Source organism: Streptomyces sp. NPDC005811, assembly GCF_040630405.1.
In the GTDB taxonomy this organism is placed as follows: Bacteria; Actinomycetota; Actinomycetes; order Streptomycetales; family Streptomycetaceae; genus Streptomyces.
In genome coordinates, this window is record NZ_JBEXXK010000008.1 from 198,138 (window position 1) to 214,637 (window position 16,500).

The following is a 16,500-nucleotide window of genomic DNA, read 5'->3' on the forward strand; positions in this document are numbered from 1 at the left end:
AATCGGGTCACCCCGCACCGGTCCGCCCGCCCCGCCCGAAGACCGCGAAAACCGGTCGGCCGCTGTCCGTGCGGCGCCGTACACTGGGCGGAGCGAAAAGCGTGGATGGGGACGAGTAGCGACGTACGCAGCCCAGAGCGACCCGGGGACGGTGGAAGCCCGGGGGCGAGCGCGACGTGAAGATCACCCCGGAGCCGCCGGAGGAAAGCCCGCACCGGGCGAGTAGAACCGGCATCGCGACCCCAATGAGGGGGCTCACCGGAGCGCAGGACGCGCCGGAGGGCCAAGGAGGGTGGTACCGCGGGAGCGCGCCGCACACGGCGTAGGACACGAAGGCTCTCGTCCCTCCGACGGAAGGCAGTACGTCCGCCGGAGGAAGATCGATGACGCAGTACCGACAGGTGCCCGCCCAGGTCGACCTGCCCGCCCTCGAGCACGCCGTGCTCGATTTCTGGCGCGAGCAGAAGATCTTTGCCAAGAGCCTGGAGCAGTCCGAGGGCCGCCCCGAGTGGGTGTTCTACGAGGGCCCGCCCACCGCCAACGGCATGCCTGGCGCCCACCACATCGAGGCGCGCGTCTTCAAGGACGTCTTCCCCCGCTTCCGCACCATGCGCGGCTACCACGTGGCCCGCAAGGCCGGCTGGGACTGCCACGGCCTGCCGGTGGAGCTCGCGGTGGAGAAGGAGCTCGGCTTCGCCGGCAAGAAGGACATCGAGGCGTACGGCATCGCCGAGTTCAACGCCAAGTGCCGTGAGTCCGTGCTGCGCCACACCGACGCCTTCTCCGAGCTGACGACCCGCATGGGCTACTGGGTCGACCTCGACGACGCGTACGTCACGATGGACCCCGAGTACATCGAGTCGGTCTGGTGGTCGCTGAAGGAGATCTACGACAAGGGGCTGCTGGTCCAGGACCACCGCGTCGCCCCCTGGTGCCCGCGCTGCGGCACCGGCCTGTCCGACCACGAGCTGGCCCAGGGCTACGAGACGGTCGTCGACCCGTCCGTGTACGTCCGTTTCCCGCTCACCTCCGGTCCGCTGGCCGGCCAGGCCGCGCTCCTGGTGTGGACGACGACCCCGTGGACCCTGGTGTCCAACACGGCCGTGGCCGCGCACCCCGAGGTCGCCTACGTCGTCGCGACGAACGGCGAGGAGAACCTCGTCGTCGCCGAGCCGCTGGTGGCCAAGGCGCTCGGCGAGGGCTGGGAGACCACCGGTCAGCGCTTCACCGGTGCCGAGATGGAGCGCTGGACCTATCAACGTCCGTTCGAGCTCGTGGAGTTCCCGGCCGAGGCGCATTTCGTCGTCAATGCCGAGTACGTGACGACCGAGGACGGTACGGGACTGGTGCACCAGTCCCCCGCGTTCGGCGAGGACGACCTCAAGGTCTGCCGCTCCTACGGGCTGCCCGTGGTCAACCCGGTCCGCCCGGACGGCACCTTCGAGGAGTCCGTCCCGATGGTCGGCGGGGTCTTCTTCAAGAAGGCGGACGAACAGCTCACCGAGGACCTCCAGCAGCGCGGCCTCCTCTTCAAGCACATCCCGTACGAGCACAGCTACCCGCACTGCTGGCGCTGTCACACCGCGCTCCTCTACTACGCGCAGCCGTCCTGGTACATCCGCACCACCGCCGTCAAGGACCGTCTCCTCCAGGAGAACGAGAAGACCAACTGGTTCCCGGACACGGTCAAGCACGGCCGCTTCGGCGACTGGCTGAACAACAACATCGACTGGGCGCTCTCCCGCAGCCGCTACTGGGGCACCCCGCTGCCGATCTGGCGCTGCGAGGACGACCACCTCACCGTCGTCGGCTCGCGCGCGGAACTGAGCGGGCTGACCGGCAGCGACCAGTCCGAGCTGGACCCGCACCGCCCGTTCATCGACGCGGTCACCTTCGCCTGCCCGCAGGAGGGCTGCGGGAGCACCGCCACGCGCGTGCCGGAAGTCATCGACGCCTGGTACGACTCGGGTTCGATGCCGTTCGCGCAGTGGGGCTACCCGTACAAGAACAAGGACCTGTTCGAGTCCCGCTACCCGGCGCAGTTCATCTCCGAGGCCATCGACCAGACCCGCGGCTGGTTCTACACGCTGATGGCGGTCGGCACCCTGGTCTTCGACAAGTCCTCCTACGAGAACGTCGTCTGCCTCGGCCACATCCTCGCCGAGGACGGCCGCAAGATGTCCAAGCACCTGGGCAACATCCTGCAGCCGATCCCGCTCATGGACCAGCACGGCGCCGACGCCGTCCGCTGGTTCATGGCGGCCGGCGGCTCGCCCTGGGCGGCCCGCCGCGTCGGCCACGGCACCATCCAGGAGGTCGTCCGCAAGACGCTCCTGACGTACTGGAACACGGTCGCCTTCCAGGCGCTGTACGCCCGTACGTCCGCGTGGGCGCCCAGCGCGGCCGACCCGGCCCCGGCCGAGCGCCCGCTGCTCGACCGCTGGCTGCTCTCCGAACTGCACGCGCTCACCGACCAGGTGACCCAGGCGCTGGAGGCGTACGACACCCAGCGCGCCGGCAAGCTGCTCTCGGCGTTCGTCGACGACCTGTCCAACTGGTACGTCCGCCGCTCCCGCCGCCGCTTCTGGCAGGGCGACAAGGCCGCGCTGCGCACCCTGCACGAGGTCGTGGAGACGGTCACCAAGCTGATGGCCCCGCTGACCCCGTTCATCACCGAGCGGGTCTGGCAGGACCTGGTCGTGCCCGTCACCCCGGGCGCCCCGGAGTCCGTGCACCTCGCCGCCTGGCCCGAGGCCGACCTGAGCGCGATCGACCCGGAGCTGTCGAAGCAGATGGTCCTGGTCCGCCGCCTGGTGGAGCTGGGCCGCGCCACGCGCGCGGAGTCGGGCGTCAAGACCCGCCAGCCGCTGAGCCGGGCCCTGGTCGGCGCGGCCGGCTTCGACGCGCTCTCCCCCGAGCTGCACGCACAGATCACCGAGGAGCTGAACGTCGAGTCCCTCGCCTCCCTCTCCGAGGTGGGCGGGTCACTGGTCGACACCACCGCCAAGGCGAACTTCCGGGCCCTCGGCAAGCGGTTCGGCAAGCGCGTCCAGGACGTGGCCAAGGCCGTCGCGAACGCGGACGCGGCCGCGCTGTCCCTCGCCCTGCGCGAGGGCACCGCCTCGGTGGACGTCGACGGCGAGACGATCACCCTCGCCCCCGACGAGGTCATCATCACCGAGACCCCGCGCGAGGGCTGGTCCGTCGCCTCCGACGCCGGCGCCACCGTCGCCCTGGACCTGGAGATCACCGAGGAGCTGCGCCGGGCCGGTCTCGCCCGGGACGCGATCCGGCTGATCCAGGAGGCCCGTAAGAACAGCGGCCTCGACGTCGCCGACCGTATCGCGCTGCGCTGGACCGCGACCGACCCGGCGACCGTGGACGCGCTCACCGGTCACGCCGGGCTGATCGCCGACGAGGTCCTGGCGACGGACTTCGCCCGGGGCGAGGCGGACGAGACGTACGGCACGGCGTTCACCGACGACGGCTTGACGCTGACGTTCCGCCTGCGCAAGGCGTAAGGACGGCGCGGAAGGGCCCGGTCTCCACGAGACCGGGCCCTTCTGTGTACACCACCGGCACCACCTGCTCCGCCGCCCCCCGCCTGCACCATCGTCAACACGCGTAAAAAGGGCGGGGCCCCGGATCGGAATCCGGGGCCCGCCCTTTGAACGCTGCCGACGCCTAAGGCGTACTACTGGCCGTCAGTTGTCGTCCTCGTCGATGAGGAAGCCACGCATCGGCGAGGGAGCCTGGCCCATCGGGGAGGGACCCTGCGGACGAACCGGTGCCATCGGCTGAGTCATGGCCGGCGACATCTGCTGCTGCCCGCCGTAGGACGGCGCGGCGGGGCTGGGCGCGCCCATGCCCGAACCCATGCCCGAACCCATGCCCGAGCCCATGCCGGACCCCATACCCGGAGCACCGGAGCCGTAGGACGGCGCACCGGCGCCGGCCGGAGCCATGGAGGGCGCCGGGGACGGCGGCAGGGAAGCGGCGGCCGGGGTACGCGGCGGAGCGAGGGAGTCGTCGGCCTGGGTCTCCAGCTGACGCAGCTGGGACTCGAGGTACGACTTCAGACGCGTGCGGTACTCGCGCTCGAAGCCGCGCAGGTCCTCGACCTTGCGCTCCAGCGTGGCGCGGGCGGACTCCAGGGAGCCCATCGCGACGCGGTGCTTCTCCTGCGCGTCCCGCTCCAGGGCGTCGGCCTTGGCACGGGCGTCACGCTCCAGACCCTCGGCACGCGAACGCGCCTCGCCGACGATCTTGTTGGCTTCGGAGCGGGCCTCGGCGATCGCCTGGTCGGCGGTCTGCTGGGCCAGCGAGAGGACGCGGGCGGCACTGTCGCCACCGGGGCCCTGACCGGGGCCGCCCATCGGACCGCCCATGGGGCCGCCCATCGGGCCACCCATCTGCTGCTGCATCGGGGGCTGGCCGCCCATGGGACCACCCATGGGACCCTGACCCATGGGCCCCTGGCCCATCGGACCCTGGCCCATCGGACCCGGACCCATCGGGCCGGGACCCTGCGGACCACCCTGACCGCCGGGGCCGGCGGGCAGCTGCGGGGCACCGCTCGGCAGCTGGGGCGGGCCACCCATGGGGCCACCCATCTGCTGCTGCGGCGGGCCCGATATGCCGGCGGGCACCGGAGCGCCGGGACCTCGCATGCCCTGCTGCGGCATCCCCTGCGGAGGCATTCCCTGCTGGGGCATTCCCTGCGGAGGCATGCCCTGCTGCGGCATCCCCTGCGGCATGCCCTGCTGGGGCATACCGCCCTGCTGCATGCCGCCCTGCTGCATCCCACCCTGCTGAGGCATGCCGCCCTGCTGGTCCTGCGGCTCCGGAGGCTTGCGCATGTTCTGCTGGTTCTGGGCAGCAGCACGCGTCGCCGCGGCCAGTTTGGCGCGCAGGTCCTCGTTCTCGCGGAGCAGGCGGGTCAGTTCGGCTTCGACCTCGTCGAGGAAGGCATCGACCTCGTCCTCGTCATAGCCTTCTCGGAGGCGGACGGTCGTGAACTGCTTGTTCCGCACATCCTCGGGGGTCAACGGCATCTCTTCACCTCAACGTAGTCGTCGGCATCGGCAAGACGGTAGTTCACATCGCTCACAGCCGGCTCACGATCGAGATCAGGATGTAAACAATGATCATCAGTACGAAGAAGGACAGGTCGAGCGCCACGCCCCCGAGACGCAACGGCGGGATGACTCGCCGCAGAAGCTTGAGCGGTGGATCGGTGACAGTGTAGGTGGCCTCCAGAACGACCACCATCGCCTTGCCGGGCTGCCATGAGCGGGCGAACTGGAAGACGTAGTCCATGACCAACCGGAAGATGAGCACGATGAGGAAGACCATCAGCGCGATGTAGACGACATCCAGGACCACGCCCATGTTCGGTGCTTCCCTCTCCCCTGTTTCCGTGCCGCTCTGTACTGCGGTGTACTTCTTTGTACTGCCTTTTCCGGTCTTGCGTCTCAGCTCTGGTTGAAGAACCCGCCCTCTGCGATGCGGGCCTTGTCCTCCGCCGTGACATCGACGTTAGCAGGAGACAACAGGAACACCTTCTGGGTCACCCGCTCGATGCTGCCGTGAAGACCAAACACCAAACCGGCCGCAAAGTCGACAAGTCGCTTCGCGTCTGTGTCATCCATCTCAGTCAGATTCATGATCACCGGGGTGCCCTCACGGAAGTGTTCCCCGATGGTACGGGCCTCGTTGTAGGTCCGGGGGTGAAGCGTGGTGATCCGGTACGGCTCTCGTTCCGACACGACCTTGGGCATGATCACCGGTGCGTTCTTCTCCAGGGACTGACGTTCTTGTGTGATGGATGCCACGGGCGCGATGCGCGCCGGGCGCCCGGATTCCGCGGCGAGCGAGGCGGATCGGGCCACCGGCTCACGCGGAGCGGGCGGCTGCACGATTCGCACCTCTTCGTCCCTTTGGGACTGGTGCGCTCCGTGCGACTGATGGGACGGCTCGTGTCGCCGGTGGTCCCGCTCGGGTTCCGGGTCGAGCTCGGGTTCGAAGTCGTCATCGGGGTCGAAGCCCCGGCCGTCGTACCCATCGTCCTCCACGAGGCCGAGGTAGACCGCCATCTTGCGCATCGCGCCGGCCATGCTCTGAGTCCTCCGCTCTGTGGTGGATCGGCTTTCGACTGCCAAGTCCCGCGATCCACGTGGCCCTTGTGCCCGCCTACCGGCGGTAATGACCATATTTTCTGCTGTGGTCCGACTTCCTGGCGACGTTACCCGAGCCTGGCGCGGACTCCGAGTACCGCAGTGCCGACGCGTACATGTGTCGCCCCGGCAGCCACGGCCTCCTCGAGGTCCGCACTCATCCCCGCGGACACCATGTTCGCACCGGGATGGGCTCGGCGCAGGTCAGTCGACAAATCCATCAACCGCTCGAACGCGGCACGTTGGCGCCCGGCGTACTCACCGGTCAGAGGTGCGACGGTCATCAGTCCGGCGAGTCCCAGTCCCGGCGCGCCGGCCACCTGAGCGGCCAACTCCTCGATCCCGCCGGGCGCCACGCCGCCCCGGTCCCCGTGCCCGCTCTCGCCGGCGTCGAGGGCGACCTGGATCAGGCACCCGACCTCCCGCCCGGCGCGCACCGCCTCCTTCGACAGCGCACCGACCAGCCGGGCGCGGTCCACGGACTGCACGAAGTCCGCGTAACCGACCACGGATCGCACCTTGTTGGTCTGCAACTGGCCGACGAAGTGCCAGGAAAGCGACAGGTCCGAGCAAGTCGCGGCCTTGGGCGCGGCGTCCTGGTCCTTGTTCTCGGCGACGTGCCGCACCCCGAGGTCGGCGAGGATCCGCACGTCGTCGGCCGGGTAGGTCTTGGTGACCACGATCAGGGTCACCTCCTCCCGGGCCCGGCCGGCGGCGGCGCACGCGCGGGCGATGCGCTCCTCCACCTTCGCCAGGTTCACGGCGAGTTCGTCCTTACGGTCCGTCATGCCCCTCAGTCCAGCCAGACATATCCCGCGAGTCGCCCTGTGGCGCGATCGCGGCGGTAGGAGAAGTGGTCCCCGGACTCACGGGTGCACACCGGCGACTGCTCCCGGTCGCACACCCCGAGCCGGTCGAGCTGCGCGTGCACCCCCGCGGTCACGTCGACCGCCGGCGTGCCCCAGCTGGTCTCGGCGTGCGCGGCGGGTTCGACGGCGGCGACCTCGGCCCGCATCTGCTCCGGCACCTCGTAGCACCGGCCGCAGACGGCGGGTCCGGTGCGGGCGACGATCCGGGACGGCTCGGCGCCGAGCTCCACCATGGCCCGTACGGCGGCGGGGACGATCCCGGCGACCATGCCGGGCCGGCCCGCGTGGGCCGCGGCGGCGACCCCGGCGACCGGGTCGGCGAGCAGGACGGGGGTGCAGTCGGCGGTGAGGACGGCGAGGGCGAGTCCGCGCCGCGCGGTGACGATCGCGTCGACCCGCGGCACCGGCCGGTCGCCCCAGGGGCTGTCGACGACCACCGCGTCGGCGCCGTGCACCTGGTTCATCCAGACCACGTCCGACGGATCCAGCCCCAGCGAGGTGGCGGCCAGCTCCCGGTTGGCGTGCACGGCCGCGGTGTCGTCGCCGACGGCGCCGCCGAGGTTGAGCTCCTCATACGGAGCGGCGCTCACCCCGCCCCACCGGTCGGTGAAGGCGAAGTGCGCGCCGCTCACGCTCTCGCGCTGTCCTATCACTTCAGGAAGTCCGGCACGTCCAGCTCCTCGGCCGCGCTGTCCGAGTAGGTCCGCGACTGCGGGACCGGCGGGGCGACCGGGATCTCGGCCACCGGCTCGGGGGCGGGCTCCGGCTCCTCCTTCGGCGTGACGCTGCCGAGCGAGCCGAAGGACGGGCGGCTCTCCGGCTGCCGTACCGGAGCGGGCTCCTCGCGGCGGGAGGAGGCCGCGGCCGAGCCGAGGACGTTGTCCCGGCGGGCCGGGGGCTGGCCGCCGTCGAAGCCGGCCGCGATGACCGTGACCCGGACCTCGTCGCCGAGCGCGTCGTCGATGACGGCGCCGAAGATGATGTTGGCCTCCGGGTGGGCGGCCTCGCTGACCAGCTGGGCGGCCTCGTTGATCTCGAACAGGCCGAGGTCGGAGCCGCCGGAGATGGAGAGCAGCACGCCCCGGGCGCCGTCGATGGAGGCCTCCAGGAGCGGCGAGGAGATCGCCATCTCGGCAGCGGCCACCGCGCGGTCGTCGCCGCGGGCCGAGCCGATGCCCATGAGTGCCGAGCCGGCCTCGGACATGACCGACTTGACGTCGGCGAAGTCGAGGTTGATGAGGCCGGGGGTGGTGATGAGGTCGGTGATGCCCTGGACACCCGAGAGCAGGACCTGGTCGGCCGACTTGAAGGCGTCCAGGACCGAGACCTGGCGGTCCGAGATGGACAGCAGCCGGTCGTTGGGGATGACGATGAGGGTGTCGACCTCTTCGCGGAGTTCCGCGATGCCGTCCTCGGCCTGGTTGGCCCGGCGCCGTCCCTCGAAGGTGAACGGCCGGGTGACCACGCCGATGGTCAGCGCGCCCAGGGAGCGGGCGATGTTGGCCACGACGGGCGCGCCGCCGGTGCCGGTGCCGCCGCCTTCACCGGCCGTCACGAAGACCATGTCGGCCCCCTTGAGGACCTCCTCGATCTCCTCGCGGTGGTCCTCGGCCGCCTTGCGGCCGACGGCCGGGTTGGCGCCGGCGCCGAGTCCGCGGGTCAGTTCGCGGCCGACGTCGAGCTTGACGTCGGCGTCGCTCATCAACAGCGCCTGCGCGTCGGTGTTGATGGCGATGAACTCGACGCCCTTGAGACCGACCTCGATCATCCGGTTGATGGCATTGACACCACCGCCGCCGACACCGATGACTTTGATGACTGCGAGGTAGTTCTGCGGTGCTGCCACGTCGAAGGCCTCTCGCCTCGAGTTACGTGTCGCCGCCTCGCAGATGGTGCGATCCGACGACTGATGCCGAATGGGACGGTCCGTTTCGCCGACCCGAACCCTAACGCTGAAGTTTAGGGTTACCAGTGTGTCTGTTCCTTGGAGTCTTCTGAACAGGACACTAAGTCGACAAGTGGCGCCCGTTCAACGAACACGCCGAACCTCCCGTTTTTCTTTTCACCCTATGTGATCAGCCGTGTCGCTGCCCAACCAGGGTGCTGGCCTGCGCCGATGTGCGTCAACTCCCCGATGACGCAGGGGCCGTGGGAGCGCTGACATCGAAGTGCCGGGCGGTCGGGGAGGCTTTCATGAGAGCACCGAGCGTACGCGCCTTCAGGGCACCCTGGTCGGCACTTCCCCAGGCGACCGTGCGGCCGTCCGTCAGTTCCAGCGAGATGTCGTCGTAGGAACGGACTTTGAGGCCGCGGGTCTTCTGGGCGACGGCGTCCGGAATGTCGCCGGCAACCTCCACCGCCGCACGCACCAGCCGGTCCTCGCCGAAGCGGCGCAGGCTCGCGGCGCCGGAGCCGCCCGAACGCGACGCGGAGACGGCCATTTCGAGAAGCGGTACGTTCTTCAGCGCCTGGGAAATCGTGGCGAAACGGACGCCTTTGTCGTCCACTTCGATGAAGTTCGACCCTTTTCCGATGAGCAGGACGGGCTGTCGTTCGGTCACTTTCAGGCCGATTCCATGGGGCCAGGAACGCTCCACGTCGACCGTGTCGATTCTGGGCAGCCGTGCGCGCAGACGCGCCGCGATCGCCCCGGTGTCGACGGAGACGAGCGGCGAGCCGACCGGTACGGCGGCGGCCTCGCGCACCTGGTCGGGCGTCAGGACGTCCGTGCCGGACACCGTGACGCGCTCGACCTTCGTCCACGAGGAGCCGTACAACACCCAGACCGTGCCCCCGCCGAGGAGGAGTACGGCGAGCGCCAGGATGATGATCATACGGAATCGGCGCGGGCCGCCCAGCCTTCGGACGAGGGGCGGACCGGACGGCTCCTCCTGGCGTGCACCGCGCTCGACGGTGGCGGATCCGGCCACGCTCCCTGCCCTTTCGCTCGACTGGTGGACGGCGCCTATCGCTGGGCGCGACTCGCCGCGATCGCCTCGTACACCATGCCGACGAGCAGGTCGTCGGCGTCCCGGCGGCCGAACTCGCTGGCGGCGCGGGACATCTCGTACAGCCGGTGCGGATCGGCGAGCACCGGCAGGACGCTCTCGCGCACCCACTCGGGGGTGAGTTCCGCGTCGTCGACGAGGAGCCCGCCGCCGGCCTTGACCACCGGCTGGGCGTTCAGCCGCTGTTCACCGTTGCCGATGGGCAGCGGGACGTAGGCGGCCGGCAGTCCGACGGCGGAGAGTTCGGCGACGGTCATCGCGCCCGCGCGGCAGAGCATCAGGTCGGCCGCGGCGTACGCGAGGTCCATCCGGTCCAGATACGGTACCGGGATGTACGGGGGCATTCCCGGCATCTGCTGGACATGGGGCAGTTCGTTCTTCGGGCCGACCGCGTGCAGGATCTGGATGCCGGCCTGCTGGAGCCAGGGCGCGACCTGCTGGACGACCTCGTTGAGCCGGCGGGCGCCCTGCGAGCCGCCGGAGACGAGCAGCGTCGGCAGATTGGGGTCGAGGCCGAACATGTGCCGGGCCTCGGGACGGGCCGCGGCGCGGTCCAGGGTCGCGATGGAGCGGCGCAGCGGGATGCCGATGTAGCGGGCGTCGCGCAGCTTGCTGTCGGGCGTGGAGACGGCTACGCGGGCGGCGTACCGGGAGCCGATCTTGTTGGCCAGGCCGGGGCGGGCGTTGGCCTCGTGGACCACGATCGGCACCCCGAGGCGCTTGGCGGCGAGGTAGCCGGGCAGGGCCACGTAACCGCCGAAGCCGACGACGGCGTCGGCCTTGGTCCGCTCCAGGATCTGCTCGGCGGCCTTGATCGTGCCGCGCAGCCGGCCCGGGACGGTGATCAGCTCGGGGGTGGGCTTGCGCGGCAGCGGCACGGCCGGGATCAGCGCGAGGTCGTAGCCCCGCTGCGGGACGAGCGTGGTCTCCAGACCGCGCTCGGTGCCCAGGGCCGTGATCCCCACGGTGGGGTCCTGCCTGCGCAGGGCGTCCGCGAGGGCGAGCGCGGGCTCGATGTGGCCGGCGGTCCCCCCACCAGCGAGTACGACATGCACCGAAATTCACCGCTCTCCGGACGGACGCGCCGCCGAGGCACGCCGTCGCATCGTGTTCCATCTCCGGGGTTCCCGTTTCACCGCGGAACCCCCGGCCCCCCGCTTTCTACCAAAGCGGGGTTGCCGCATCGCAAGCGCCGTCCGTGCAGCGGGGTCGTCACGTGCGAAGGCGATCAGCAGCCCGATCGCGAACATGGTCGGCAGCAGGGCGGAGCCCCCGTAGGAGAACAGCGGGAGGGGGACGCCGGCGATCGGCAGCAGACCGAGCACCGCACCGATGTTGATCACGGCTTGCGCGGTGATCCAGGTGGTCACACCTCCCGCGGCGTACCTCACGAAGGGGTCCTCCGTGCGTCCGGCCACGCGGATACCCGCATAGCCTAGAGCCGCGAACAGGGCGAGGACCGACAGCGTCCCCGCGAGACCCAGTTCCTCACCGGTGACGGCGAAGATGAAGTCGGTGTGGGCTTCAGGGAGTTGTCCCCATTTCTCCACACTCGCCCCGAGTCCGGAGCCGAAGATGCCGCCGGAGGCGAGGGCGTAGATCCCGTGCACGGCCTGCCAGCAGTCGGCGGCCCCGGACTTGGGCTCGGTGGCGCCGATGCAGGCGAGCCGGGCCATCCGGTTGGGGCTGGTCTTGATCAGGACGAACCCGATCGCGGCGGCGATCGACAGCACGCCGACGAACAGCCGGGTGGGCGCCCCCGCGAGCCACAGCAGCCCGAAGAGGATGGCGGTCAGGATGATCGCCGTCCCCATGTCGCCGCCGAGCATGATCAGCCCGAGCAGCATGAAGGCGACCGGGACCAGTGGCACCAGCATGTGCTTCCACTGGGCGAGCAGCTTCCTGTCCTGCTTGCGGGCGAGCAGATCGGCGCCCCACAGCACCAGGGCGAGCTTGCCGAACTCGCTGGGCTGGATCTGGAAGGAGCCGCCGAGGGAGATCCAGTTCTGGTTGCCGTTGACGGCCATCCCTATTCCGGGCACCTGCACCAGGGCCATCATGAAGACGGCTCCGGCGAGGATCGGGTAGGCCAGCGCCCGGTGCAGCTTGACCGGCATCCGGGAGGCGACCAGCAGCAGCACGGCCCCGATGGAGGCGGCCAGGAACTGCTTGCGGAAGAAGAACGACCCGGGCAGCGACATCTGCAGCGCGGTGATCTGCGAGGCGGAGTACACCATCACCAGCCCGAGCACGGTGATCAGCAGACTGCCGCCGAGGATCACGTAGTAGGCGGTGAGCGGCCGGTCCCAGGCCTTACGCGCGCGCGTGTAGGCCCGCAGAACGGGGTTGTCCCGGCGCGGACGCGCGGCGGGGGGTCGACGGACAGCCCGCTGAACGGGCGGCCTCCCGGTACGACTACTGGGCACGTGACTACAACCCCCTAGGGGCGCGGGCCCCTGACATCTGCGGCTCCGCCGCGCGGGCGCGACAAGCCCCCACAGACCCGCACCCGACCGACACAGTCACGCGCCCTCCAAAGACCCGCCCTCAGGCGAGTTCACGCACCGCCTCGGCGAACGCGTCCCCGCGCTGGTTGTAGTTGACGAACATGTCCATGGAGGCGCAGGCCGGGGCGAGCAGCACCGTGTCTCCCGCGCGGGCGAGGCGCCGGGCCTCCTGGACAGCCGCGAGCATCGCCCCAGTGTCGGTCCGGTCGAGGTCCACGACGGGTACTTCCGGGGCGTGTCGCGCGAGGGCTTCGGCGATCAGCGCGCGGTCGGCGCCCATCAGGACGGCCCCGCGCAGCCGCGGCGCGGACTTGGCGACGAGTTCGTCGAAGGTCGCGCCCTTGGCGAGCCCGCCGGCGATCCAGACAATCGACGGGTAGGCCGCCAACGAGGCTTCCGCCGCGTGGGTGTTGGTGGCCTTGGAGTCGTCGATGTACGCGACGCCGTCCACGTCGGCCACGTGGGCGATGCGGTGGGCGTCCGGGGTGAAGGCCCGCAGGCCGTCCCGTACGGCCGTGGGAGGCACGCCGAAGGCGCGGGCGAGGGCCGCCGCGGCGAGGGCGTTGGCGATGTTGTGCGGGGCGGGCGGGGTGACGTCCGTGACCTCGGCGAGCTCCTGGGCGTTCTTCTGCCGGTTCTCGACGAACGCGCGGTCGACCAGGATGCCGTCGATCACGCCGAGTTGGGACGGTCCCGGGGTGCCGAGGGTGAAGCCGATGGCGCGGCAGCCCTCCTCGACGTCCGCCTCGCGCACCAGGTCCTCGGTGGCCTTGTCGGCGACGTTGTAGACGCAGGCGACGCGATTGCCCTCGTAGACGCGGCCCTTGTCGCGCGCGTACGCCTCCATCGAGCCGTGCCAGTCGAGATGGTCGGGGGCGAGGTTCAGCACGGCCGCCGAGTGCGCCCGCAAGGAGGGCGCCCAGTGCAGCTGGTAGCTGGACAGCTCCACGGCCAGGACGTCGTACTCCTCGTCGCCGAGGACGGCGTCGAGCAGGGAGACGCCGATGTTGCCGACGGCCGCGGTGCGCAGTCCGGCCGCCTTGAGGATGGAGGCCAGCATCTGGGTGGTGGTCGTCTTGCCGTTGGTGCCGGTGACGCACAGCCAGGGGGCCGCGTCGGGCCCCCTGAGACGCCAGGCCAGCTCGACGTCCCCCCAGACGTCCACGCCGGCTTCGGCGGCCGCCGAGAAAAGCGGCTTGTCCGGCTTCCAGCCCGGTGCGGTGACGATGAGTTCGGTGCCCTCGGGCAGGGTCGCCCCGTCGCCGAGGCGCACGGTGACGCCCAGCGCCTCCAGCTCGGCGGCCTGCTCACGCGCGCGTGCGTCGTCGCCGTCGTTGACGACGGTGACGATCGCCCCGCGCGCGTGCAGCACCTTGGCCGCCGGGACACCGGAGACGCCGAGCCCGGCGACGGTGACGTGCTTGCCCGTGAAGTCCGGGGACACCGAGGAGGTCACTTGTCTGCTGCCCATCCCGCGTAGAAGAGGCCCAGTCCGACGATCACACAGATGCCCTGAATGATCCAGAAACGGACCACAATGAGGACTTCGGACCAGCCCTTGAGTTCGAAGTGGTGCTGGAGTGGCGCCATGCGGAAGACGCGCTTCCCGGTCAGCCGGAACGAGCCGACCTGGATGACCACCGACATGGTGATGAGGACGAACAGACCGCCCATGATGGCCACAAGGAGCTCCGTGCGGGAGCAGATGGCGAGGCCCGTGAGGACACCGCCGAGCGCCAGCGAACCGGTGTCGCCCATGAAGATCTTGGCCGGCGACGTGTTCCACCACAGGAAGCCCAGGCAGGCGCCCATCAGCGCGGCGGAGACCACCGCGAGATCCAGCGGATCGCGCACCTCGTAGCAGGCGTTGGGGTTCGTCAGGGTCTCGCCGTTGGCGCAGGACTCCTGGTACTGCCAGACGCCGATGAACGTGTAGGCGCCGAAGACGAGGACGGAGGCGCCGGTGGCGAGGCCGTCCAGACCGTCGGTGAGGTTCACGCCGTTGGACATGGCGAGGATCATGAACAGGGCCCAGACGACGAACAGCACGGGGCCGATCGTCCAGCCGAAGTCCGTGATGAACGACAGCTTGGTGGAGGCCGGGGTGTTGCCGCGGGAGTCCGCGAACTGGAGCGAGAGCACCGCGAAGGCGATGCCGACGATCAACTGGCCCGCCATCTTCGCCTTGGCCCGCAGACCCAGCGAACGCCGCTTGACGATCTTGATGTAGTCGTCGAGGAAGCCGACCAGACCCATGCCGCACATCAGGCCCAGCACCAGCAGACCGGTGTAGGTCGGCGGCTTGCCCGTGATCACCTTGGACAGGAAGTACGCCGCGACCGTCGCCAGTATGAACGCGATACCGCCCATGGTCGGCGTACCGCGCTTGCTGGCGTGCCCGCGCGGGCCGTCGTCGCGGATGTACTGGCCGTAGCCCTTGCGCGCCAGCAGCTTGATCAGCAGCGGCGTACCGATCAGTGTCAGGAAGAGGCCAATGACACCCGCGAACAGGATCTGCTTCATCATCGGGCGGAAACCTCACCCTCGGCACCGGTCGCGAGCAGCGCCTGCGCGACGCTCTCGAGGCCGACCGATCGGGACGCCTTCACGAGTACGACGTCCCCCGGGCGCAGCTCGCTGCGCAACAGGTCGACCGCCGCCTGTGCGTCGGACACGTGCACCGACTCCTCACCCCACGAACCCTCGTTATATGCGCCCAGTTGCAGCCAGGCGGCTTCCCTGCCCCCGACCGCGACGAGCTTGCTGACGTTGAGCCGGACGGCGAGCCGTCCGACCGCGTCGTGCTCGGCGAGCGCCTCGTCCCCGAGCTCGGCCATCTTGCCGAGCACCGCCCAGGTCCGCCTCCCCTTGCCCATGGCCGCCAGCGCACGCAGAGCGGCTCGCATGGACTCGGGGTTCGCGTTGTAGGCGTCGTTGACGATCGTCACGCCGTCCGGGCGCTCGGTGACCTCCATCCGCCAGCGGGAGAGGGAGCCCGCCTCGGAGAGCGCGGTGGCGATCTCTGTTACGGACATGCCCAGCTCATGGGCGACGGCGGCCGCGGCGAGCGCGTTCGACACGTGGTGCTCACCGTACAGGCGCATGGTCACATCGCTGCACCCGGAGGGTGTGTGAAGGCTGAAGGAGGGCTGTCCGCTGTCCGTGAGTCGTACGTTCTCGGCCCGTACGTCCGCTTCGCCGGACTCTCCGAAAAGGACCACCTTCGCCTTCGTACGGGAGGCCATGGCCCGGACCAACGGGTCGTCGGCGTTGAGGACCGCGACCCCGCCGTCGCTCGCCGGGGGAAGGCTCTCGACCAGCTCGCCCTTTGCCTGTGCGATCTGTTCGCGGCCGCCGAACTCGCCGATGTGGGCGGTGCCGACGTTCAGGACGAGGCCGACCTTCGGGGGCGTCAGACCGGTGAGGTAGCGGATGTGCCCGATGCCGCGGGCGCCCATCTCCAGAACCAGGAACCGGGTTTCCCCGGTGGCCGACAGCGCGGTCAGCGGCAGCCCGATCTCGTTGTTGAGGGAGCCGGGGGTGAAGACGGTCGGCGCCTTGCGCCGGAGCACCTGGGCGATGAGGTCCTTGGTGCTGGTCTTGCCGGCCGAGCCGGTGAGCGCGACGAGGGTCGTGCCGAGCTTGTGCACGACGTGCCGGGCGAGGGCGCCGAGGGCGGCCTGGACGTCGTCCACGACGATCGCGGGCACGCCGACCGGGCGCGAGGCCAGTACAGCCACCGCGCCCGCCTCGACGACCGCGGCCGCGTAGTCGTGGCCGTCGACGCGTTCGCCGACGAAGGCGACGAAGAGGCTGCCGGGCTCCACCTCGCGGGAGTCCCGGACGACCGGTCCGGTGACTTCCGCGGACGGATCCGGTATGTCGTACGTCTGCCCGCCGACGACTGCTGCGATCTCGGCGAGGGAGAGGGCGATCACAA

General features: G+C 70.1%; 13 protein-coding genes. 1 reads left to right on the forward strand and 12 read right to left on the reverse strand.

Annotated elements, in window-relative coordinates; all coding sequences use genetic code 11:
* Positions 1-383 precede the first annotated feature (383 nt).
* Complete coding sequence (ileS, locus tag ABZ490_RS11515) at positions 384-3,521, forward strand: isoleucine--tRNA ligase (protein WP_358987913.1); 3,138 nt, start codon at positions 384-386, stop codon at positions 3,519-3,521.
* Between the two features lie 183 nt (positions 3,522-3,704).
* On the opposite strand, the gene ABZ490_RS11520 is transcribed toward ileS, so the two are convergent.
* The 12 genes from ABZ490_RS11520 to murF all read right to left on the reverse strand — a co-directional run bounded on the left by ABZ490_RS11520 (position 3,705) and on the right by murF (position 16,498).
* A complete protein-coding gene (locus tag ABZ490_RS11520; protein ID WP_358987916.1) occupies positions 3,705-5,054 on the reverse strand; it encodes a DivIVA domain-containing protein in 1,350 nt (449 codons plus the stop codon).
* A 52-nt stretch (positions 5,055-5,106) separates the two neighbouring features.
* Positions 5,107-5,391 (reverse strand): YggT family protein, encoded by a 285-nt coding sequence (locus tag ABZ490_RS11525; protein WP_055633825.1) that lies wholly within the window; start codon positions 5,389-5,391, stop codon positions 5,107-5,109.
* Positions 5,392-5,474: 83 nt separating this feature from the next.
* Positions 5,475-6,116 carry a cell division protein SepF gene (gene sepF / locus ABZ490_RS11530; protein ID WP_055633826.1) on the reverse strand — a complete coding sequence of 214 codons (642 nt, stop codon included), beginning with the start codon at positions 6,114-6,116 and terminating at the stop codon, positions 5,475-5,477.
* A gap of 128 nt (positions 6,117-6,244) precedes the next feature.
* Positions 6,245-6,964, reverse strand: coding sequence for a YggS family pyridoxal phosphate-dependent enzyme (locus tag ABZ490_RS11535; RefSeq protein ID WP_358987920.1), 720 nt, complete (start codon positions 6,962-6,964; stop codon positions 6,245-6,247).
* A gap of 5 nt (positions 6,965-6,969) precedes the next feature.
* On the reverse strand, positions 6,970-7,698 hold the full coding sequence (gene pgeF, locus ABZ490_RS11540; protein ID WP_358987923.1) for a peptidoglycan editing factor PgeF: 729 nt from the start codon (positions 7,696-7,698) through the stop codon (positions 6,970-6,972).
* Positions 7,695-8,891: a cell division protein FtsZ gene (gene ftsZ, locus ABZ490_RS11545; protein WP_358987926.1), complete on the reverse strand. Its 1,197-nt coding sequence runs from the start codon at positions 8,889-8,891 to the stop codon at positions 7,695-7,697. Before ftsZ ends, pgeF begins: the two co-directional genes overlap by 4 nt.
* Before the next feature lie 277 nt (positions 8,892-9,168).
* A complete protein-coding gene (locus ABZ490_RS11550) occupies positions 9,169-9,975 on the reverse strand; it encodes an FtsQ-type POTRA domain-containing protein (RefSeq protein WP_358987930.1) in 807 nt (268 codons plus the stop codon).
* 35 nt (positions 9,976-10,010) lie between these two features.
* Entirely contained in the window at positions 10,011-11,108 is a 1,098-nt protein-coding gene (murG, locus tag ABZ490_RS11555) for an undecaprenyldiphospho-muramoylpentapeptide beta-N-acetylglucosaminyltransferase (protein WP_358987933.1), read from the reverse strand.
* A gap of 6 nt (positions 11,109-11,114) precedes the next feature.
* Positions 11,115-12,479 carry a putative lipid II flippase FtsW gene (gene ftsW, locus ABZ490_RS11560; protein WP_358987936.1) on the reverse strand — a complete coding sequence of 455 codons (1,365 nt, stop codon included), beginning with the start codon at positions 12,477-12,479 and terminating at the stop codon, positions 11,115-11,117.
* Between the two features lie 121 nt (positions 12,480-12,600).
* The gene (gene murD / locus ABZ490_RS11565) at positions 12,601-14,031 is read right to left on the reverse strand and encodes a UDP-N-acetylmuramoyl-L-alanine--D-glutamate ligase (protein WP_358987939.1); all 1,431 of its coding nucleotides are present in this window, start codon (positions 14,029-14,031) and stop codon (positions 12,601-12,603) included.
* Entirely contained in the window at positions 14,013-15,086 is a 1,074-nt protein-coding gene (gene mraY, locus ABZ490_RS11570) for a phospho-N-acetylmuramoyl-pentapeptide-transferase (RefSeq protein ID WP_358987942.1), read from the reverse strand. Before mraY ends, murD begins: the two co-directional genes overlap by 19 nt.
* Positions 15,083-16,498 (reverse strand): UDP-N-acetylmuramoyl-tripeptide--D-alanyl-D-alanine ligase, encoded by a 1,416-nt coding sequence (murF, locus tag ABZ490_RS11575; RefSeq protein ID WP_358987945.1) that lies wholly within the window; start codon positions 16,496-16,498, stop codon positions 15,083-15,085. The genes mraY and murF overlap by 4 nt, the downstream gene beginning before the upstream one ends.
* Positions 16,499-16,500: the final 2 nt, after the last annotated feature.